This window comes from Enterobacter sp. CP102 (assembly GCF_025152625.1).
Lineage (GTDB): Bacteria > Pseudomonadota > Gammaproteobacteria > Enterobacterales > Enterobacteriaceae > Enterobacter > Enterobacter soli.
This window is the reverse complement of the sequence record NZ_CP104014.1, coordinates 697,961-717,094: the sequence shown is the minus strand read 5'-3', so window position 1 is coordinate 717,094 and position 19,134 is coordinate 697,961. Positions and strand designations below refer to the sequence as shown.

At 54.5% G+C, this 19,134-nt stretch carries 17 protein-coding genes and 1 pseudogene; 4 read left to right on the top strand and 14 right to left on the bottom strand.

The features are described from left to right. Nucleotides 1-17: 17 nt before the first annotated feature. The 3 genes from N1249_RS03420 to N1249_RS03410 all read right to left on the bottom strand — a co-directional run bounded on the left by N1249_RS03420 (nucleotide 18) and on the right by N1249_RS03410 (nucleotide 3,469). Nucleotides 18-1,322: an MFS transporter gene (locus N1249_RS03420; protein WP_259834594.1), complete on the bottom strand. Its 1,305-nt coding sequence runs from the start codon at nucleotides 1,320-1,322 to the stop codon at nucleotides 18-20. Nucleotides 1,323-1,395: 73 nt separating this feature from the next. Further along, nucleotides 1,396-2,343 (bottom strand): 2-hydroxyacid dehydrogenase, encoded by a 948-nt coding sequence (locus N1249_RS03415; protein WP_259834591.1) that lies wholly within the window; start codon nucleotides 2,341-2,343, stop codon nucleotides 1,396-1,398. 133 nt (nucleotides 2,344-2,476) lie between these two features. Continuing rightward, nucleotides 2,477-3,469, bottom strand: coding sequence for a LacI family DNA-binding transcriptional regulator (locus tag N1249_RS03410; RefSeq protein WP_259834589.1), 993 nt, complete (start codon nucleotides 3,467-3,469; stop codon nucleotides 2,477-2,479). Nucleotides 3,470-3,713: 244 nt separating this feature from the next. Between N1249_RS03410 and idnO the strand changes: the two genes are divergently transcribed. The 3 genes from idnO to N1249_RS03395 are packed head-to-tail and all read left to right on the top strand — an operon-like array spanning nucleotide 3,714 to nucleotide 5,486. Continuing rightward, entirely contained in the window at nucleotides 3,714-4,478 is a 765-nt protein-coding gene (gene idnO / locus N1249_RS03405; protein WP_259834587.1) for a gluconate 5-dehydrogenase, read from the top strand. A gap of 13 nt (nucleotides 4,479-4,491) precedes the next feature. Next, the gene (locus N1249_RS03400) at nucleotides 4,492-5,022 is read left to right on the top strand and encodes a gluconokinase (RefSeq protein WP_259834585.1); all 531 of its coding nucleotides are present in this window, start codon (nucleotides 4,492-4,494) and stop codon (nucleotides 5,020-5,022) included. After that, complete coding sequence (locus N1249_RS03395; RefSeq protein ID WP_259834581.1) at nucleotides 5,019-5,486, top strand: YhcH/YjgK/YiaL family protein; 468 nt, start codon at nucleotides 5,019-5,021, stop codon at nucleotides 5,484-5,486. The genes N1249_RS03400 and N1249_RS03395 overlap by 4 nt, the downstream gene beginning before the upstream one ends. 36 nt (nucleotides 5,487-5,522) lie before the next feature. Here the strand turns inward: N1249_RS03395 and N1249_RS03390 are convergent, their stop codons facing one another. The 10 genes and pseudogenes from N1249_RS03390 to N1249_RS03345 all read right to left on the bottom strand — a co-directional run bounded on the left by N1249_RS03390 (nucleotide 5,523) and on the right by N1249_RS03345 (nucleotide 17,780). Next, the gene (locus N1249_RS03390) at nucleotides 5,523-5,756 is read right to left on the bottom strand and encodes a YgdI/YgdR family lipoprotein (RefSeq protein WP_014068853.1); all 234 of its coding nucleotides are present in this window, start codon (nucleotides 5,754-5,756) and stop codon (nucleotides 5,523-5,525) included. A 139-nt stretch (nucleotides 5,757-5,895) separates the two neighbouring features. After that, on the bottom strand, nucleotides 5,896-9,120 hold the full coding sequence (carB, locus tag N1249_RS03385) for a carbamoyl-phosphate synthase large subunit (RefSeq protein ID WP_259834577.1): 3,225 nt from the start codon (nucleotides 9,118-9,120) through the stop codon (nucleotides 5,896-5,898). Nucleotides 9,121-9,138: 18 nt separating this feature from the next. Beyond that, complete coding sequence (carA, locus tag N1249_RS03380; RefSeq protein ID WP_014068851.1) at nucleotides 9,139-10,287, bottom strand: glutamine-hydrolyzing carbamoyl-phosphate synthase small subunit; 1,149 nt, start codon at nucleotides 10,285-10,287, stop codon at nucleotides 9,139-9,141. Nucleotides 10,288-10,741: 454 nt separating this feature from the next. Beyond that, nucleotides 10,742-11,563: a 4-hydroxy-tetrahydrodipicolinate reductase gene (gene dapB, locus N1249_RS03375; RefSeq protein ID WP_259834573.1), complete on the bottom strand. Its 822-nt coding sequence runs from the start codon at nucleotides 11,561-11,563 to the stop codon at nucleotides 10,742-10,744. Nucleotides 11,564-11,768: 205 nt separating this feature from the next. After that, nucleotides 11,769-12,719, bottom strand: a complete 951-nt coding sequence (gene ispH, locus N1249_RS03370) for a 4-hydroxy-3-methylbut-2-enyl diphosphate reductase (RefSeq protein ID WP_259834570.1) — start codon at nucleotides 12,717-12,719, stop codon at nucleotides 11,769-11,771. 1 nt (nucleotide 12,720) lies between these two features. Continuing rightward, a complete protein-coding gene (gene fkpB, locus N1249_RS03365) occupies nucleotides 12,721-13,170 on the bottom strand; it encodes an FKBP-type peptidyl-prolyl cis-trans isomerase (protein WP_014068848.1) in 450 nt (149 codons plus the stop codon). 95 nt (nucleotides 13,171-13,265) lie between these two features. After that, nucleotides 13,266-13,766 carry a signal peptidase II gene (gene lspA / locus N1249_RS03360; protein ID WP_259834568.1) on the bottom strand — a complete coding sequence of 167 codons (501 nt, stop codon included), beginning with the start codon at nucleotides 13,764-13,766 and terminating at the stop codon, nucleotides 13,266-13,268. Further along, nucleotides 13,766-16,582: an isoleucine--tRNA ligase gene (gene ileS / locus N1249_RS03355; protein ID WP_259834566.1), complete on the bottom strand. Its 2,817-nt coding sequence runs from the start codon at nucleotides 16,580-16,582 to the stop codon at nucleotides 13,766-13,768. Before ileS ends, lspA begins: the two co-directional genes overlap by 1 nt. A 45-nt stretch (nucleotides 16,583-16,627) precedes the next feature. Further along, nucleotides 16,628-17,554: a bifunctional riboflavin kinase/FAD synthetase gene (ribF, locus tag N1249_RS03350; protein ID WP_259834564.1), complete on the bottom strand. Its 927-nt coding sequence runs from the start codon at nucleotides 17,552-17,554 to the stop codon at nucleotides 16,628-16,630. Between the two features lie 7 nt (nucleotides 17,555-17,561). Then, nucleotides 17,562-17,780: pseudogene (locus N1249_RS03345) on the bottom strand (DUF2575 domain-containing protein). Nucleotides 17,781-17,881: 101 nt separating this feature from the next. Between N1249_RS03345 and rpsT the strand changes: the two are divergent. Beyond that, nucleotides 17,882-18,145, top strand: a complete 264-nt coding sequence (gene rpsT / locus N1249_RS03340) for a 30S ribosomal protein S20 (RefSeq protein ID WP_003856458.1) — start codon at nucleotides 17,882-17,884, stop codon at nucleotides 18,143-18,145. A 57-nt stretch (nucleotides 18,146-18,202) separates the two neighbouring features. On the opposite strand, the gene nhaR is transcribed toward rpsT, so the two are convergent. Continuing rightward, on the bottom strand, nucleotides 18,203-19,102 hold the full coding sequence (gene nhaR / locus N1249_RS03335; protein WP_259834562.1) for a transcriptional activator NhaR: 900 nt from the start codon (nucleotides 19,100-19,102) through the stop codon (nucleotides 18,203-18,205). Between the last annotated feature and the right edge of the window lie 32 nt (nucleotides 19,103-19,134).

The window sequence follows — 19,134 nt, the reverse complement described above, 5'->3', positions numbered from 1 at the left end:
ATTTATGTATCCAGCGCTCAGGCACTGCGCGGCTCTTTGCCAACGGCGTCATCCGCTACCTCTGTGACAAGATCGCATTTTTTCGGCAGCAGGAAGGTCATGGTTCCGGCAATCAGCAGCGATCCTGCCAGCGCGCACACGGCAACGTTTTGGCCATAAAGATAAATCATCACCCCAACCAGATACGGACCACAGAATCCCCCGAGATTCCCCAGGCCGTTGATGACCCCACGGGCACTACCTGCCACTTCAGGTGCGGCAATCCGACCCGGCATTGACCAGAACGGGCTGGTCGCCGCTTTCAGGAAGAATCCGCAGATAACCAGCGCGATATAGGCGGCCACCACATGCTCACGCAACACCACCGACGCAATCAGCGCAGCGGCGAAACAGTACAGTGAGAAGCGTACCCACAGGCGGCGTTTTCCGCTGCGATCGCTGAAGAGTGAAATCACATAGATCCCGGCAAGCGTTGCCACGAACGGCAGAACCGCCAGGAACCCCACGCTCGCCATATTGCCGCCCGTCAGCCCTTTAAGGATGGTCGGTAGCCAGAGGGTGTAGCCGTAATCACCGGTCTGGTAGAAGAAGTTAAGGATCACCAGTTTCATTAAACCCGGGTTACGGAAGACATCCTTCACCGGCGCCTTGCTCACAGGTGCTTCGGCCAGTTTTGCCGCCCGCTCCGCCGCGAGGGTTTTCACCAGATACTCCCGTTCAGCCTGCGGCAACCAGCGCGCTTCTTCCGGGCGATCGCTAATCATAAACCACCACACTGCCAGTACCACCAACGACAGCAGGCCTTCGATGATAAACAGCCAGCGCCAGTCGAGCGCGGCAATGATCGCACCCGAAACGGGGGCGGTCAGCATCCCGCCCAGCGGGGCAAACATCATCACAAACGCATTGGCGCGCCCAAGCTCTTTCTCAGGGAACCAGTTACTGACCATCGTCAGCACCACGGGCAGCATCCCACCCTCCGACACCCCCAGAATAAAGCGCAGTACCAGCAGCTGATATTCATGGGTGACAAACCCCGTTGCGACCGACACTATCGCCCATGCCACCAGCGACCAGGCAATAAAGCGTTTACCGCTGCCATTTACGGCAATCCGCCCCCCCGGTATTTGCAGGAATAAATAACCAATAAAAAATATACCGCTGGCAATACCCGCCATCTGGCTGGTAATACCTAAATCAGCTTCCATTCCTCCGGGCAGGGCGAAACTAATATTAACCCGATCCATAAACGAAATAATGCAGGCAATTAATACCGGCGTAATAATACGCAACCAACGGGTGCTGGGAATGTTATCGTTCATATTTCATACTCTCTATGCAGAGGTTATTGTTGTCATTACATGAGAACCAGATACAGAGATAAAACGTGAAGTATTAATTAATCGCGTTAGGTAATTTTGCACCCGCAAAATAAGCCGCCACGTTGGCATATACCACGTCACTCATTCTTTTGCGGGTTTCATGGGTGGCACTGGCGACGTGCGGCTGCAAAACCACATTCTCCAGTGCGATCAGTTCGGCCGGAACATGTGGCTCATCTTCAAAAACATCCAGGGCGGCTCCGGCGATAACACCGTTTTGTAACGCCTTAATCAGCGCCTGCTCATCCACCAGCGAACCACGGGCGATGTTGATCAACCATGCGTGTGTCGGCATCACATTCAGTACCGAAGCATCGATGATCCCCCGGTTGGCCTCGCCACCGGATGCGGCAATCACCAGAAAATCGCTCTCGTGCGCAAGGGTGTGCAGGTCCGCGCACCACTGATACCCAAGCCCCTCAACAGGTTTACGGTCGTGGTACAGCACCTGCATATCAAAACCCGCGGCACGGCGGGCAATGGCCTGGCCGATATTTCCCATCCCCAGCAGGCCAATCCGTTTGCCACTTACCTGGGTTGCCAGCGGCAGACCACCGTTAAGCCAGCGTCCTTCCCGGACAAAACGGTCGCCCTGACACAGCTGGCGTGCGCCACTGAGCAACAGCCCCATTGCCAGATCGGCGACATCATTGGTTAACACGCCAGACGTTATCGAGACGGCAATCTGGCGGGAGCGCACATAGTCCAGATCCACCGCATCGGTCCCCACGCCAAAGATAGCCACCAGCCCCACGTGCGGCAGCAGCTCCAGCACGCTGTTTTGCACACCGACATCACCCCGCGTGACCACGGCGGCAATGTTCTCCCCCTGTTCACGCAGAAACGTGATGGGATCATCTTGTTCATACAGGCGAAACAGCGGGAACTCAGCGGCAAGCTGGGCTTGCAGGGTATCAATAACGGGAGCCACCAGAAGGACGGCGCGAGAAAGAGTATTCATGGGATCACCTGTTTGAAGTTCATAACGACTGTGGTCACTATCAAACGGGTTTTTTGTAGGGTTTTTTGCGATCTTCGTCACGCTGAATCGTGTTAAAAAGCGCTGTTACAGCCTCCGTGATCGGTAAGACAAATTAGATGGTTTCGCCCATCGACAGGCGGTAGTGCAGGTCGACCTTCTCAATAGTCGGTAGCCCTTTAATTTTCTTGATCAGGATTTCCGTGGCGACTTTGCCCATTTCCGCGCGCGGCGTCAGTACGCTTGCCAGACGCGGGGAGACCACCTGGCCTATCTCCAGCCCGTGAAAACCGGCGATTGCCAGCGTCTGCGGGACACGAATACCCGATGCCAGGCACTCCTGTAACACGCCAACGGCAAGGTCGTCGTTGGTACACAGAATTCCGTCCATATCCGCGTACATCTGGCGCGCCAGCGTCATCATGCCCGTCCCGATGGAAACGGACGAAACTTTGTTGGGCGCAATGCGCCCTACCTTCAGGCCTGCCGCCTCCATCGCCTGACAATACCCCGCGTAACGCTGCTCATCACGAACGTCCGACATCGAGCCAAAATAGACGATATGCCGCTTTCCGCTTGCCAGCAGCATGTTAGTCATATCCATACCCGCTTTAAAATTGTCAAAACCCACGTTAATGCGCCCAGGGTTATCCGACAGCCCCATCACTTCCGCAACCGGGATTTTCGCGGCGTTGAGGTACTTTTCTGCCCGTAAGGTATGCACTGACTCGGTCAATAACAGGCCTTTGACATTAAATGCCAGTACTGCTGCAATCTGCTCCTCTTCCCGCTGGCGGTCGTAATCGTAGTTCACCACCAGCGTCTGATAGCCGTGCGCCGCCGTGACCGACTCAATACCGGCTAACAGATCGGCAAATATTTGATTATGAAAAGAAGGGATGAGTACGCCAATACGCGGCACCACGGTACTGCTCATGGCGGGGTTATCCGGGTCAGGCTCGTAACCAATTTCCGCAATTACGCTGGCAATACGCCCGGCGGTTTCGGGTTTCACTTTATCCGGCGTGCGTAAATAGCGGCTAACGGTCATCTTCGTTACGCCAGCCAGCTCAGCGATATCATTAAGCGTAATTCGTTGTGCCTTCATCAGTTAACCCGTCAATAACCGCTACCACATCAGGCCATTATGCCTGCCAGCGCAGGAAAAGAGAATCGCGCGAGGCCGCTAACACCCTCTCCTGGCGCGGGATTTACCGCCCCGCCTCACGTTTAATGTAACCCCTTTTCGTAACACGATTTGAAGTGATCCTCATCACAGTTTCACTGGCCGAAAATCCGTGAGATAGAACCCACAACGTTTTCCGTTTTCAGCCGTTAATCAGGATATCAAGATGAAAGATCTTTTCAGCTTACAAGGTAAACGCATTTTAATTACAGGCGCAGGTCAGGGAATTGGTTTTGTCATGGCTCAGGGCCTGGCGCAATATGGCGCGGAAATTATCATTAATGATATTTCTGAAACCCGGGCGAACGATGCGGTCATGAAATTACGCGATGAAGGTGCGACGGCATATCCTGCCGTATTTAATGTCACGGATGCGGATTGCGTAGAAAATGCGATTAGCCAGATTGAAAAAGAAATAGGCACCATCGACGTATTATTTAATAACGCCGGTATTCAGCGCCGCCATCCTTTTACTGAATTCCCGGTTCAGGAATGGAATGACGTTATTTCCGTGAATCAGACGGCGGTATTTTTAGTATCGCAGGCCGTTGCCAAACGGATGATCACCCGCCAGCAGGGCAAAATCGTCAACATCTGCTCTATGCAAAGTGAACTGGGCCGCGACACCATCACCCCTTACGCCGCCGCGAAAGGGGCGGTCAAAATGCTGACGCGCGGTATGTGCGTTGAGCTGGCGCGCCATAACATTCAGGTTAATGGCATCGCGCCAGGCTACTTCAAAACGGCGATGACGCAGACGCTGGTCGATGATAAAGCCTTTACCGACTGGCTGTGCAAACGCACTCCGGCAGCGCGCTGGGGCAATCCACAGGAGCTGGTTGGCGCGGCGGTGTTTCTCTCTTCCAGCGCCTCTAACTTCGTCAACGGGCATCTGTTGTTCGTGGATGGCGGCATGTTGGTGGCAGTGTGAATCCGGAGGCGCTATGACAGGGCAATGTATCATCCTGATGGGCGTATCAGGCACCGGGAAAACAACGGTCGGACACGCTATCGCGCAGCAGATGGGGGCTAAATTCATCGATGGCGATGACCTTCACCCCCGGCAGAATATTGTCAAAATGGCGGCCAGCCAGCCGCTTGATGATAACGATCGCCAGCCATGGCTGGAGCGCATCGCCGACGTTATTTTTAGCCTTGAGCAGAAGAATGAATCCGGCGTGCTGGTCTGTTCGGCGCTCAAAAAACGCTATCGCGACCAGCTGCGCAAAGGCAGCAACAAGGTCCGCTTCCTCTGGTTGACGGGCGATTACGACTGCATTCTGGCCCGAATGCAGCAACGCAAAGGCCATTTTATGCCGGAAGCATTACTGCGCAGCCAGTTTGCGGCGCTGGAAGCCCCCGACAGCAGCGAAACCGATATTGTCGCCATTGATATTGCCCCGACGGTGGCGCAGATCGTGGCGAACGCCTTAACGTTACTCGAACAAACGCACTCCAGGGAGGTGCTGGCATGATTATCGATACCTTAGCCGCAGCGGCTAAAAATGCACTCTATCCGCCGGTTATCCGCAACGCGTTACAGGCGGTTATCGCCCAGGATCCGCTCAGCCTGCCTGCGGGTAAATATACCGTTGATGGCGATAATCTCTTTTTTACCGTCGCCGAAGGCGAAACGCGCCCGCTGGCCGAACAGCGCCCGGAGTACCATCGTCAGTACATAGATATTCATATCGTTCTGGCGGGGAAAGAGATTATTGGCGCAGGCAATAAGGGGCTGACCATCACACCTGATGGCCCGTTTAATGCGGCTCACGACATTGGTTTTTGCGAACATATCAGCAGTGAATCGCTGATCCATCTTCATCCCTTTGAGCTGGCTATCCTGTTCCCGGGTGAATTACACCGTCCGATGAGTGCGCTTGATGCCGGCGCTCCGCTGCGCAAGATTGTCGTCAAAATCAATAACGACCTGCTCTAGAGCACAACGCTGGCCCGCACGGGCCAGCGTCATTAATCAGTTATCCAGCTCACCCATCGATTTCACCTGGTCACGATTAATCTGCTCCGTTTTACCGGTTTCAGCATTTTTGTAAGACACCAGGCCGGTATCTTCATCAACCTGCGGTTTCCCGTCGGTGACGATGGTTTTGCCATCGGTGGTTTTTACTGCCTGGTTAGAGGAGCAGCCCGCGACGGTGAACAGCGCTGCGGCAGCAAAGACAGAAGTGATAAGTAATTTATTTTGCATGGTGTTTTCCCCTGCATTCAGTTGGATTTCGTTATCGACCTAACCATTTTAGGCTAACTGACTGAAAGAGGATGGAAAACCAGAAGGTTCTGAAGGTGGGGATAATGCCCGGCGACGGAAGACCGCCGGGCATTTTTACTTACTTGTTAATCTGCGCGTGCATTTCCTGCACTGAAATCACCTTCTCGGTCGCGTCCGCGTTCAGCGCCATGGCTGTTGCGAAACCGCCGTTCAGGGTGGTGTCGTAGTGCACTTTGTACTGCAGTGCGCTGCGGCGAATCAGCTTGGAATCTTCAATCGCCTGACGGCCCGCCGTGGTGTTGATGATGTAGGTATATTCGCCATTCTTGATACGGTCCTGAATGTGCGGACGACCTTCATGCACCTTGTTCACCAGACGCGGGTTGATACCGGCTTCACCCAGCACAATCGCTGTACCGTGGGTTGCATCCAGCTCGAAGCCCTGTTTCAGCAGCTTGGCAGCCAGGTCAACCACGCGCTCTTTATCGCCTTCACGAACAGAGAGCAGCGCACGGCCTGATTTTCTCATGGTGGAGCTACTGCCCAACTGTGCTTTTGCGAACGCTTCAGCGAAGGTGCGGCCCACGCCCATCACTTCCCCGGTAGAGCGCATTTCTGGCCCTAACAGCGGGTCAACGCCCGGGAATTTGTTGAACGGCAGTACAACCTCCTTCACCGAGTAGTACGGTGGGATGATTTCTTTCGTCACGCCCTGCTGAGCCAGCGTCTGGCCAGCCATCACGCGCGCCGCCACTTTCGCCAGCGGAACGCCGGTCGCTTTGGAGACGAACGGTACGGTACGTGCAGCACGCGGGTTCACTTCAATCAGGTAGACTTCGTTGTCTTTTACGGCGAACTGGACGTTCATCAGACCACGAACCTGCAACTCGAAGGCCAGTTTCTGCACCTGCTGGCGCATCACGTCCTGAATTTCCTGGCTCAGCGTATACGCTGGCAGAGAACATGCAGAGTCACCGGAGTGCACGCCCGCCTGCTCAATGTGCTCCATGATGCCGCCAATCAGCACCATTTCGCCGTCGCAGATGGCGTCAACGTCCACTTCTACCGCATCGTCCAGGAAGCGGTCGAGCAGCACTGGCGCATCGTTAGAGACGCTTACCGCAGTCTGGAAGTAGCGACGCAGGTCGGCTTCGTCGTAGACGATTTCCATTGCGCGGCCGCCCAGCACGTAAGAAGGACGCACCACCAGCGGGTAGCCAATGTCTTTTGCCTTCTCTACAGCCATCTCAATCGCGGTCACGGTGGCGTTTGCAGGCTGTTTCAGCTTCAGACGGTCAACCGCCTGCTGGAAACGCTCACGGTCTTCTGCACGGTCAATCGCATCCGGGCTGGTGCCGATAACCGGTACACCGGCGGCTTCCAGCGCGCGTGCCAGTTTCAGCGGGGTCTGGCCGCCGTACTGCACGATAACGCCTTTTGGCTTCTCGATGCGCACGATTTCCAGCACGTCTTCCAGCGTTACCGGCTCGAAGTACAGACGGTCAGAGGTGTCGTAGTCTGTCGATACGGTTTCCGGGTTACAGTTAACCATGATGGTTTCGTAACCGTCTTCACGCAGCGCCAGAGAGGCATGTACGCAGCAGTAATCGAACTCAATGCCCTGGCCGATACGGTTTGGCCCGCCGCCCAGTACCATAATCTTGTCGCGGTCGACTGACGGGTTCGCCTCGCACTCATCTTCATACGTGGAGTACATGTACGCGGTGTCGGTCGCAAATTCTGCCGCACAGGTATCTACGCGTTTGTAAACCGGGTGCAGGTTGTACTGGTCACGCAGCTTGCGGATTTCCGCTTCGCGGACGCCCGCCAGTTTTGCCAGACGCGCATCGGCAAAGCCTTTACGCTTCAGTACGCGCAGGAAATCAGCGTCAAGGCCGGTGATGCCCAGCTCCGCCACTTGCTCTTCCAGACGAACCAGCTCTTCAATCTGCACCAGGAACCAGCGGTCGATGTTGGTCAGGTTGAACACGCCGTCGACAGACAGGCCAGCACGGAAGGCATCGGCGATGTACCAGATACGCTCTGCGCCTGCGTCTTTCAGCTCGCGGCGAATTTTGGTCAGCGCTTCCGGGTCATCCAGGCTCACTTTCGGGTCAAAGCCGGTCGCGCCTACTTCCAGGCCACGCAGCGCTTTCTGCAGGGATTCCTGCTGGGTGCGGCCAATTGCCATCACTTCACCAACAGATTTCATCTGGGTGGTCAGACGGTCGTTCGCACCCGCGAATTTTTCGAAGTTGAAGCGAGGAATTTTTGTCACAACGTAGTCGATAGACGGTTCGAAGGACGCAGGGGTACGGCCGCCGGTGATGTCGTTCATCAGCTCGTCGAGGGTGTAACCCACCGCCAGTTTCGCGGCGACTTTAGCTATCGGGAAGCCGGTTGCTTTCGAGGCCAGCGCAGAGGAACGGGATACACGCGGGTTCATTTCGATAACAATCAGACGACCGGTTTTCGGGTTCACCGAGAACTGCACGTTAGAACCGCCGGTTTCAACGCCGATTTCACGCAGTACCGCCATCGAGGCGTTACGCATGATTTGATACTCTTTGTCGGTCAGGGTCTGGGCTGGCGCAACGGTGATGGAGTCACCGGTATGGATACCCATCGCATCGAAGTTTTCGATGGAGCAGACGATGATGCAGTTGTCGTTTTTATCACGCACCACTTCCATCTCATACTCTTTCCAGCCAATCAGCGATTCATCAATCAGCAGCTCTTTGGTTGGGGAAAGGTCCAGACCGCGTTCGCAAATCTCTTCGAACTCTTCGCGGTTGTAAGCGATACCGCCGCCGGTGCCGCCCATGGTGAAGGAAGGACGGATGATACACGGATAACCCACGTCAGCCGCAACAGCCAGCGCTTCTTCCATGTTGTGCGCGATACCGGAACGCGCGGTGTCGAGGCCGATTTTTTTCATCGCCACGTCGAAGCGACGACGGTCTTCTGCTTTATCAATCGCATCGGCGGTGGCACCAATCATGGTCACACCAAACTCTGCCAGCACGCCCTGACGCTCAAGCTCCAGCGCACAGTTCAGTGCAGTCTGGCCGCCCATCGTTGGCAGCACCGCATCCGGGCGCTCTTTTTCGATGATTTTGCGAACCACTTCCCAGTGAATCGGCTCGATGTAAGTTGCATCAGCCATTTCCGGGTCGGTCATGATGGTTGCCGGGTTAGAGTTCACCAGAATGACGCGGTAGCCCTCTTCACGCAGCGCTTTACACGCCTGCGCACCGGAGTAGTCAAATTCACAGGCCTGGCCGATAACGATCGGGCCAGCGCCAAGGATCAGGATGCTTTTTATGTCTGTACGTTTTGGCATTGTCTTCTCGGCTCCTGATTATTTAGCGGTCTTACGGTAAAGCTCAATAAGTTCGATGAAGTGATCGAACAGCGGCGCAGCATCGTGCGGGCCAGGGCTGGCTTCAGGGTGACCCTGGAAGCTAAACGCAGGCTTATCGGTACGGTGGATACCTTGCAGGGTGCCATCGAACAGCGATTTGTGCGTTACGCGAAGGTTGGCAGGCATGGAAGCCTCATCCACCGCAAAGCCGTGGTTCTGCGCCGTAATCATTACGGTGTTGTTGTCGATATCTTTCACCGGGTGGTTACCACCGTGGTGACCGAACTTCATCTTCACGGTGTTCGCACCGCTCGCCAGCGCCAGCAGCTGATGGCCGAGGCAGATACCGAAGACCGGGATATCGGTTTCCAGGAAGGACTTAATCGCGTCGATAGCGTAGTCGCACGGCGCCGGGTCACCTGGGCCGTTTGAGAGGAAGATGCCGTCCGGGTTCATCTTCAGCACGTCTTCGGCAGAGGTTTTCGCCGGAACCACGGTCAGGCGGCAGCCACGGTCAACCAACATGCGCAGGATGTTGCGCTTAGCACCGAAATCGTAGGCAACAACATGGAACGGCAGCTCGCTTTCTGGTTTCGCTTCCGGCAGGTCGCCTTCCAGCGTCCAGCTCCCCTGCGTCCAGCTGTAGGCTTCAGCTGTCGTCACTTCTTTCGCCAGGTCCATACCGTTCAGGCCCGGGAAGGCTTTCGCTTTTTCAAGCGCCAGTGCCGCGTCCAGGTTATCACCCGCGATGATGCAGCCATTCTGTGCACCCTTCTCGCGCAGCAGACGCGTTAACTTACGGGTATCGATATCGGCAATCGCCACGATGTTATGGCGTTTCAGGTAAGAAGAGAGGTCTTCGGTATTGCGGAAGTTGCTGGCAATCAGCGGCAGGTCGCGAATGACCAGACCTTGCGCATGTACCTGAGAGGATTCTTCGTCAGCAGCATTGGTGCCGACATTGCCGATATGAGGATAAGTAAGAGTAACGATTTGGCGAGAATAGGAAGGATCAGTGAGGATTTCTTGATAACCGGTCATTGAAGTATTGAAAACGACTTCCCCAACCGCCGAACCCGTTGCCCCTATGGCCCGACCGATAAACTGGGTTCCGTCTTCCAGAACCAATAGCGCTGACTTAATCAAAACACCCTCCAGAGAATATTCACTCACTTTATTTGCATATTAATTCATAACCACGTCATGAAGCAATGCAAATGTGTTGCCAGCGGATTTTTGGCAAACGGCGGCATTCTGGGTATTCAGAGGGTAAAAGTCAACTTAAAACGGATATTTTGTTTATTCTTTTGCAAGCCTGGTGGCGGGAATGCGGTTTAAGCGACAAAAAGATCAAGTAAATCACATCAGAAAACGCTTGCGCGGCAAGTTTAATGGAAACCTGAGTCCTGACACAACAAAAAGTAGACCAGATGGTCAAAATTTACATTACCGCAACACAAAACAAGACGAAGACTGTAAAATTTGAACGCTTTAACAAGAAAATAAGGAAAAACAGATAAAATAAAAGGGCAATAAATTATTGCCCTATGCAATCAACACATTACGACTGCAATAACCACATCACGATGGGTAATAAATCTTACAAATTGTTGAGATCCAGCACATCTCGCATATCAAAAAGACCATTATTTTTACCTTTCAGCCACAAGGCCGAACGTACAGCACCATTTGCAAAGGTCATACGGCTGGAGGCTTTATGCGTGATCTCCACACGTTCGCCAATATCGGCGAACATCGCTGTATGTTCACCGACGATGTCACCTGCACGAACGGTTGCAAAACCAATCGTGCCCGGAACACGTTCGCCGGTGTGCCCTTCGCGGGTATACACCGCGCAGTCTTTCAAATCTTTATCCAGTGCATGAGCAATCGCTTCACCCATCGCCAGTGCCGTGCCCGATGGCGCATCGACTTTATAGCGGTGGTGAGCTTCGACAATCTCAATGTCGGTGTAGTCACCCATCACTTTCGCTGCCTTCTCCAGCAGCTTCAGCATGACGTTTACGCCCACGCTGAAGTTAGCGGCGAAGACAATCGCAATCTCGTTTGACGCATCCTGGATGGCCTGTTTACCGGCATCATCAAAACCGGTGGTGCCGATCACCATGCCTTTACCGTGCTTTCGGCAAAACGCCAGGTGGTTCAGCGTCCCTTCCGGTCGCGTGAAATCGATGAACACATCAAAGTCATCTTTTACGGCATCCAGGCTGCTCTGTACGCTAACGCCGGTCTTGCCTGCGCCTGCCAGTTCACCGGCATCGGTTCCCAGAAGCGATGAACCTTCACGCTCCAGCGCCGCGCCAAGTGCCACGCCATCCATCTGTAGTGCCGCCTGAATCAGCTGGCGACCCATACGTCCACCCGCGCCCGCAATAGCGACACGGATCTGTGCATCATGCATAGTTATTCTCTTACGTTAAAATGATGTAAACCGTTTTCAGATTAACCAGCCTGAGTGAAGGCTGCCAACTGAAAACACCGATAATTAGAATTTAACGTGAAACCGACTTAAATATCAGTAAAAGACATGATTTAGTCATCACGATAAAAGATTGGCAAAAAAAAAGGCCAGCACAGGAGGTGCTGGCCTTTTATCTGAAAAGGGATTATTCCACTTCGCGAGCATCGATACGCAGTTCTTTCGGGACTTCGAAAACGATGTTCTCTTCGCGTCCTTCCAGCGGTATCGCTTCACTACCACCCAGCTCCTGCAAGCGGGCAATCACGTTCTGAACCAGGATATCCGGTGCAGATGCCCCGGCGGTGACGCCGACGCAGGTGGCGTTTTTAACCCACGCTTCCTGAATGTCTGTTGCATCATCAATCAGGAATGCCGCTTTCCCCATACGCTGCGCAAGCTCGGCCAGGCGGTTGGAGTTAGAGGAGTTCTTCGAACCAACAACCAGCACCACATCAGCCTGTTCTGCCAGGGCGCGTACTGCTTCCTGACGGTTGGTGGTGGCGTAGCAGATGTCGTCTTTACGCGGCCCAACGATTTTCGGGAAACGCTGGCGAAGCGCATCAATCACGTCAGAGGTGTCATCCACAGAGAGCGTGGTCTGGGTCATAAACGACAGACGGGCTTCGTTTTTCACGTCCAGGGTAAACACATCTTCCGGTGATTCGACCAGGTACATGCCCCCTTCCGGGTTGCTGTACTGCCCCATGGTGCCTTCGACTTCCGGGTGGCCCGCATGGCCAATCAGAATCGACTCTTCACCGCGACGGCTGGCGCGCGCCACTTCCATATGCACTTTGGTCACTAACGGACAGGTGGCGTCGAACACGGTCAAATCACGGCTTTTCGCTTCGTTACGTACCGCCTGAGAAACCCCGTGCGCAGAGAAAATCAGGATCGCGCCGTCCGGCACTTCACTGATCTGCTCAATAAAGATAGCGCCACGCTCGCGCAGGCTATCAACCACGTAACGGTTGTGCACCACTTCATGACGCACATAAATTGGCGCGCCGTAGATTTCCAGCGCGTTTTCAACAATGCTGATAGCGCGGTCTACACCGGCGCAAAAGCCGCGCGGGTTAGCCAACAGGATCTGCATTTCAGGCCTCCAGTGCCGGATCAATCTCCAGCACTTCAATATCAAAATGGACGGTACGCCCGGCAAGCGGATGGTTGAAATCTACGGTGATGGAGTCGCCGTTGATTTCGCGGATCACGCCAGGCATTTCGCTGCCGTCCATAGCGGTAAAGAGCATAATCGCCCCGATTTCAGGCTCACCCGCATCCATGAATTCACGGCGCGAGAAATACTGAATCAGGTCCGGGCTTGGCACACCAAACGCCGCATCGGGTTCCAGCGCAAACGCCTTTTTCTCGCCCTCTTTCAGACCCAGAAGCTGTTGTTCAAGACCTTCGGAGAGAGTGGTATCACCCAGACGGAACAGGGCAGGTTTACCATTGTTGCGGGTGGATTCAGCCGTGGAGCCATCATCCAGTTTCAGCGTGAAGTGAACGAGGACTGCGCTGTTGCTCTGTACGGATTTAGACATGCAAATTGCTCGCTTGTTTTGCCCGGTGGCGCTGCGCTTACCGGGCCTACATTAACCGTAGGCCGGGATCGCTACGCGTCACCCGGCTGGTTTTGTTACGCCTGCTCTTTCGCGGCGGGTTTAGGCAGGAAGCCTTCCAGCACGATTAACGCCGCACCGATACAAATTGCGCTATCGGCCAGGTTAAAGGTTGCGAAGTGCCAGTCGCCGACGTAGAAGTCGATCATATCGACCACAAAGCCGTGCCACAGGCGATCAAACAGGTTACCTAACGCACCGCCAATGATCAGCGCGTAGGCGATGTTATTCAGTTTTTGCGTTGCCTTCGAACGGTACATCAGCACCGCCAGAATCACGCAGATACCGATAGCGATACCCGCGAAGAACCAGCGCTGCCAGCCACCGCTGTCAGCAAGGAAACTAAACGCCGCGCCGTAGTTACGTGCGTAATGCAGATTAAGGGACGGGAACAGCGACACCGTATCCCCCAGAGCAAAGTTCTGGAGGATCAGGTACTTGCTGCCCAGATCGATAATCAGCACGACCACAACCAGCCACAGCCAGCGCAGTCCTGTTGAACAGAGAGATTTACTCATCAGGCAAACTTACGTTTCTCGCCGTCACCGGCGACGTTGCTTACACAGCGTCCGCAGATGTCTGCGTGTTCCGCCACCTGGCCGACATCAGTGGTGTAATGCCAGCAACGCGGGCATTTATCACCTTCGGCTTTGCTCAGTGCGACTTTAAGCCCTTTGAGCAGTTCGCTCTGCTGAGCATCAGCAGACGCCCCGGCATAATCCGCAACTTTCGCACCCGAGGTCAACAGGACAAATCGCAATTCATCGCCCAGTGCCGTCAGTTTCGCCGCCAGCTCAGGTTCTGCGTACAGGGTCACTGCCGCTTCCAGAGAGCCACCGACTTTCTTGTCAGCACGCGCCTGCTCGATAACCTTGTTCACTTCGCCACGCACTTTCAGCAGCTCGTCCCAGAAGGCATCGTTCATCGCTTCGGTGGCAGAAAGATCGAACAGACCTTCGTACCACTCGCCGGTGAAGACATACTTCTCGCGGTCGCCTGGCAGGTAGCCCCAGATTTCATCTGCGGTGAAGGACATGATCGGCGCCATCCAGCGCACCAGCGCTTCTGCGATGTGATACAGCGCAGTCTGGCAGCTACGACGCGCCACGCTGTCCGCTTTCGCGGTGTACTGGCGGTCTTTGATGATGTCGAGGTAGAACGAGCCCATTTCGATGGAGCAGAAACGCATCAGGCGCTGTACCACTTCATGGAAGTCGTAAGATTCGTACGCTTTGACGATATCTTCCTGTGCTGCTTTCGCACAGCCTACCGCCCAGCGATCCAGAACCACCATCTCTTCCGGTTTCACCATGTCTTTCACAGGATCAAAACCGTTCAGGTTCGCCAGCAGGAAGCGCGCGGTGTTACGGATACGACGATAGCTGTCGGCAGCACGTTTCAGGATCTCGTCAGACACCGCCATTTCGCCGGTGTAATCGGTGGATGCCACCCACAGACGCAGAATGTCTGCGCCCAGTTTATTCATCACATCCTGCGGAGAAACGGTGTTACCGATGGATTTGGACATCTTACGGCCCTGACCATCAACGGTGAAGCCGTGAGTCAGTACCTGGCGGTAAGGTGCTTTACCCTTCATGGCGGTGGAGATCATCAGGGATGACATGAACCAGCCACGGTGTTGGTCAGAACCTTCCAGATACATATCGGCAGCGTGACCGGCAAATTCCGGGCGCACGTCAACGACGGAAGAGTGGGTTGAACCAGAGTCGAACCACACGTCCAGGGTATCTGGCACTTTCTCGTAGTTGTCTGCATCTGCGCCCAGGATGTCGCGGGAGTCGAGATCCCACCACGCCTGAATGCCGTCAGCTTCAACACGCTTCGCCACTTCTTCCATCAGTTCCAGGGTGTTCGGGTGCAGCTCTTGCGTCTCTTTATGCACGAACAGAGACATTGGCACGCCCCAGGTACGCTGACGGGAGATACACCAGTCAGGACGGTTAGCCACCATGGATTCGATACGCGCCTGGCCCCAGTCCGGGATCCACTGCACGCCTTTGATCTCTTTCAGAGACTGCGCACGCAGGCCTTTCTGATCCATGCTGACGAACCACTGCGGGGTCGCACGGAAGATGATTGGTGACTTGTGACGCCAGCAGCACGGATAGCTGTGCTGCATTTTTTCAACGTGCAGCAGCGCGCCGCTGGTGCGCAGCATGTCGACGATGATGTCGTTCGCTTTAAAGACGTTGATACCGTCCAGCGACGGGTAAGTGCCAGGCAGGTATGAGCCGTCCGGGCCAACCGGGTTAGCAATTTCCAGACCGTATTTCAGGCTGATGTTGTAGTCGTCCGGGCCGTGGCCACCGGCGGTATGTACCGCACCGGTACCGGCTTCCAGCGTCACGTGGTCGCCCAGGATCGCCGGAACGTCGAAGTCCAGGAACGGGTGTTTGAAACGCATCAGTTCAAGCGCATCGCCTTTCACGGTGCCCAGCACGGTGTAGTCGGTGATGTGCGCGCGTTTCAGCACGCTTTCAACCAGATCTTTCGCCAGGATAAGCGCCTGACCTTCAACCTGCACCAGCGCGTATTCAAACTCGCCAGACAGGGAGATCGCACGGTTGGCTGGCAGGGTCCACGGCGTGGTGGTCCAGATAACCAGTGATACAGGGCCGTTAACGGAGGTCACGCCAAATTTGGCTTTCACCGCATCCTGATCGACCGCATGGAACGCCACGTCGATAGACGGAGACGTTTTGTCGTAATACTCAACTTCCGCTTCTGCCAGCGCAGAGCGGCAGTCAACGCACCAGTGCACCGGCTTCGCGCCTTTGTGCAGGTGACCGTTGCCGATGATTTTACCCAGCGCACGGATGATGTTGGCTTCAGTTTTGAAGTCCATAGTCAGATACGGATGCGACCAGTCGCCCAGCACGCCCAGACGGATGAAGTCAGCACGCTGACCGTCAACCTGAGTGGCGGCGTATTCGCGGCATTTCGCGCGGAATTCTGCGGCGGTAAACTTCTCGCCCGGCTTACCGAATTCCTGCTCCACTTTCAGCTCGATTGGCAGACCGTGGCAGTCCCAGCCCGGAACGTAAGGCGAGTCATATCCCGCGAGTCCTTTGGACTTCACGATAATGTCTTTCAGAATCTTGTTTACAGAGTGACCAATATGAATGCTGCCATTCGCATATGGAGGGCCATCATGCAGAATGAAGGTTTTTTTGCCTTTTTTGGCTGCACGAATGATGCCGTACAGGTCATCATCGGTCCAACGCGCCAGCATTCCCGGTTCACGCTTGGCGAGATCGCCGCGCATCGGGAACCCTGTTTCCGGCAAATTCAGGGTTGATTTATAGTCACTCATCAGATTCTCGGTTCCGTATTTATCACGTAGGCATTTAAGCCGGGTTCAAAGCCCAAAAAACTCGCGGGCCGTTAATTCATCTCGCGCGATTTGCGCCTTAAGTTCATCCAGCGAACCAAATCGCTGCTCGTTGCGTATCTTTTTACGCAGTATTACATCTATATGGCGACCGTAGAGGTCCATTACAACGTCCAGCAGGTGCACTTCAAGCTGCTGTCGCACGCCGGCAACCGTTGGACGTGTGCCAATGTTGGCCACACCGAAATAAGGCTTTTCGCCCAGTCCGGTCACTTCCACCGCATAGACCCCTTTTACCGGGGAAACCTGACGACGTAGCGGGATATTCGCCGTCGGGAAACCAATAGTGCGGCCCAGAGCATCGCCATGTACCACGCGCCCGGAAATGGTGAAGGGGTGCCCAAGCAGGTTTTCTGCCGTCTCCAGTTCATCATCCGCCAGCGCCTGGCGCACCGCCGTGCTGCTGACGCGAACCCCACCTTCGCAGAAGGTCATGGCGCTGGTGACGTCAAAACCGTACTCCAGGCCAGCCTTCTGTAATAACAAGAAATCGCCCTGACGGCCAGCGCCAAAGCGGAAATCATCACCGACTGCGAGAAACTGCACGCCAAGACGCTTGACTAACAGCTCGCCGACAAAATTTTGTGCTGTCAGCGCTGCAAAGCGACGATCGAATCGTACACACAGCACGTAGTCCACGCCGCACTCGGCAAGGTAGCGCAATTTCTCGCGTAGCCGGGTCAGGCGCGCAGGCGACTTCTCGCCCGCAAACAGCTCCAGCGGTTGTGGCTCAAAAATCATCACCACAACGGGCAGGCCACGCGCCTCCCCCTCTTTACGCAATCCTTGTAACAGCGCCTGATGCCCACGATGCACGCCGTCGAAATTACCAATGGTCAGAACGCACCCGTGCGGGGCTTTACTGAGATTATGTATGCCGCGTATCAGCTTCATGACTGGCTCAAAACAGTGAAAATCGCCAAAGTATACCTTGTACAGCGGTTAAGGTTAACCGACGATTGTTCACACAAAACAGAAAGCCGTAATGATTTCATCAGGCTGACCTTTCGGAGTGAAAAAATCTGCCCGCGAACTGCGATTTTTGTGCCGAAAAGCTGTATTCACGACAGACAAGCTGGTAGAATCCTGCGCCATCACTACGTAACGTAGCGTCGCTCATTAACGGCGCTTATTTGCACAAATCCATTGACAAAAGAAGGCAAAGAGGGCATATTCCTCGGCCTTTGAATTGTCCACATAGATCATATTTGGGAGTTGGACTTGGCTAATATCAAATCAGCTAAGAAACGTGCTGTACAGTCTGAAAAGGCTCGTAAGCACAACGCAAGCCGTCGCTCTATGATGCGTACTTTCATCAAGAAAGTATACGCAGCAATCGAAGCTGGCGACAAAGCTGCAGCGCAGAACGCATTTAACGAAATGCAACCAATCGTGGATCGTCAGGCTGCTAAAGGTCTGATCCACAAAAACAAAGCAGCGCGTCATAAAGCAAACCTGACCGCGCAGATCAACAAACTGGCTTAATCGCCGCTTGTTGTTGCTTGTTTAAAGAACCCGCTTAACGCGGGTTTTTTTATATCTTCAGATTGCCGGTGGCGTAAACAGCGCCGAGTAGTCCCGGTTACAGATACGCTGCACCGCCGGGTGCTGGATCATCCTTTCAGCAAAGATTGCGTGATACTCTTCCATCACGTTATCCACCCTGCCAATCTCCGTAATCTTGTTATCCGAATAGAGATCGTGCGCATAAAGCGTTGGCGCAACGAAGATGGCGTTATGCGCTTCGCCAAAGGCTTTCATCAGTGCGGCATCATCGAACTCACCGAGGATCTCCACGTTCAGACCCTGGGAGTTAAACCAGTTTTGCAGCTTACGTCCGAGCATGGAACGTCTGCCTGGCACCAGCAAACGACGCTCTTCCAGACAGGCCGGGAACGGCTTTTCCGGTGGTGGGTTGATGCACCAGAAGCTCACGCCGCATTCGCCAATCTTCACCGAGAACAACCCTTCCTGCTGGGTTGAATCGATCGGGCAATCCGAAATAATCATATCCAGCTTATGCTGGCTCAACTGCTCCAGCAGCATCTCGTGGGTGGACTCAAAGCAGCGCAGGTGGATCTGTTCATCTTCCACCACCACGGCATCCAGCACGCCGCTCACCAGCCGTTTTGACAGGGCATCCGCCACACCGACATCAAAGAGCAGATTCGACTCTTTGCGGTAGTTGACGATATCCAGCATCTCCTGGCTTAAGGTGAACATCTTGTCGGCGTAGCGAAAAACCAGCTCGCCCAGTTCACTTGGCTCGATACCGCGACCTTTCCGCTTAAACAGCTTGCCCTGTAAACGCTCTTCCAGCGCTTTGATCTGCCCGGTAATGGTCTGTGGCGTCAGATACAGCGCCTCTGCCGCGCCGACCACCGAGCCCTCTTTGTAGACGTGCCAGAAATAGTAAAGATGGTTGTAGTTGATATGAGACATCGCGTCTTCTCTCCCTGATAGTGTATCGGGAG

What these genes read in the sequence shown, in the direction of transcription:
- N1249_RS03420 (WP_259834594.1), bottom strand. Translation starts at nt 1,322, where the DNA reads ATGAACGATAACATTCCCAGCACCCGTTGGTTGCGTATTATTACGCCG.
- N1249_RS03415 (WP_259834591.1), bottom strand. Translation starts at nt 2,343, where the DNA reads ATGAATACTCTTTCTCGCGCCGTCCTTCTGGTGGCTCCCGTTATTGAT.
- N1249_RS03410 (WP_259834589.1), bottom strand. Translation starts at nt 3,469, where the DNA reads ATGAAGGCACAACGAATTACGCTTAATGATATCGCTGAGCTGGCTGGC.
- idnO (WP_259834587.1), top strand. Translation starts at nt 3,714, where the DNA reads ATGAAAGATCTTTTCAGCTTACAAGGTAAACGCATTTTAATTACAGGC.
- N1249_RS03400 (WP_259834585.1), top strand. Translation starts at nt 4,492, where the DNA reads ATGACAGGGCAATGTATCATCCTGATGGGCGTATCAGGCACCGGGAAA.
- N1249_RS03395 (WP_259834581.1), top strand. Translation starts at nt 5,019, where the DNA reads ATGATTATCGATACCTTAGCCGCAGCGGCTAAAAATGCACTCTATCCG.
- N1249_RS03390 (WP_014068853.1), bottom strand. Translation starts at nt 5,756, where the DNA reads ATGCAAAATAAATTACTTATCACTTCTGTCTTTGCTGCCGCAGCGCTG.
- carB (WP_259834577.1), bottom strand. Translation starts at nt 9,120, where the DNA reads ATGCCAAAACGTACAGACATAAAAAGCATCCTGATCCTTGGCGCTGGC.
- dapB (WP_259834573.1), bottom strand. Translation starts at nt 11,563, where the DNA reads ATGCATGATGCACAGATCCGTGTCGCTATTGCGGGCGCGGGTGGACGT.
- ispH (WP_259834570.1), bottom strand. Translation starts at nt 12,719, where the DNA reads ATGCAGATCCTGTTGGCTAACCCGCGCGGCTTTTGCGCCGGTGTAGAC.
- fkpB (WP_014068848.1), bottom strand. Translation starts at nt 13,170, where the DNA reads ATGTCTAAATCCGTACAGAGCAACAGCGCAGTCCTCGTTCACTTCACG.
- lspA (WP_259834568.1), bottom strand. Translation starts at nt 13,766, where the DNA reads ATGAGTAAATCTCTCTGTTCAACAGGACTGCGCTGGCTGTGGCTGGTT.
- ileS (WP_259834566.1), bottom strand. Translation starts at nt 16,582, where the DNA reads ATGAGTGACTATAAATCAACCCTGAATTTGCCGGAAACAGGGTTCCCG.
- ribF (WP_259834564.1), bottom strand. Translation starts at nt 17,554, where the DNA reads ATGAAGCTGATACGCGGCATACATAATCTCAGTAAAGCCCCGCACGGG.
- nhaR (WP_259834562.1), bottom strand. Translation starts at nt 19,102, where the DNA reads ATGTCTCATATCAACTACAACCATCTTTACTATTTCTGGCACGTCTAC.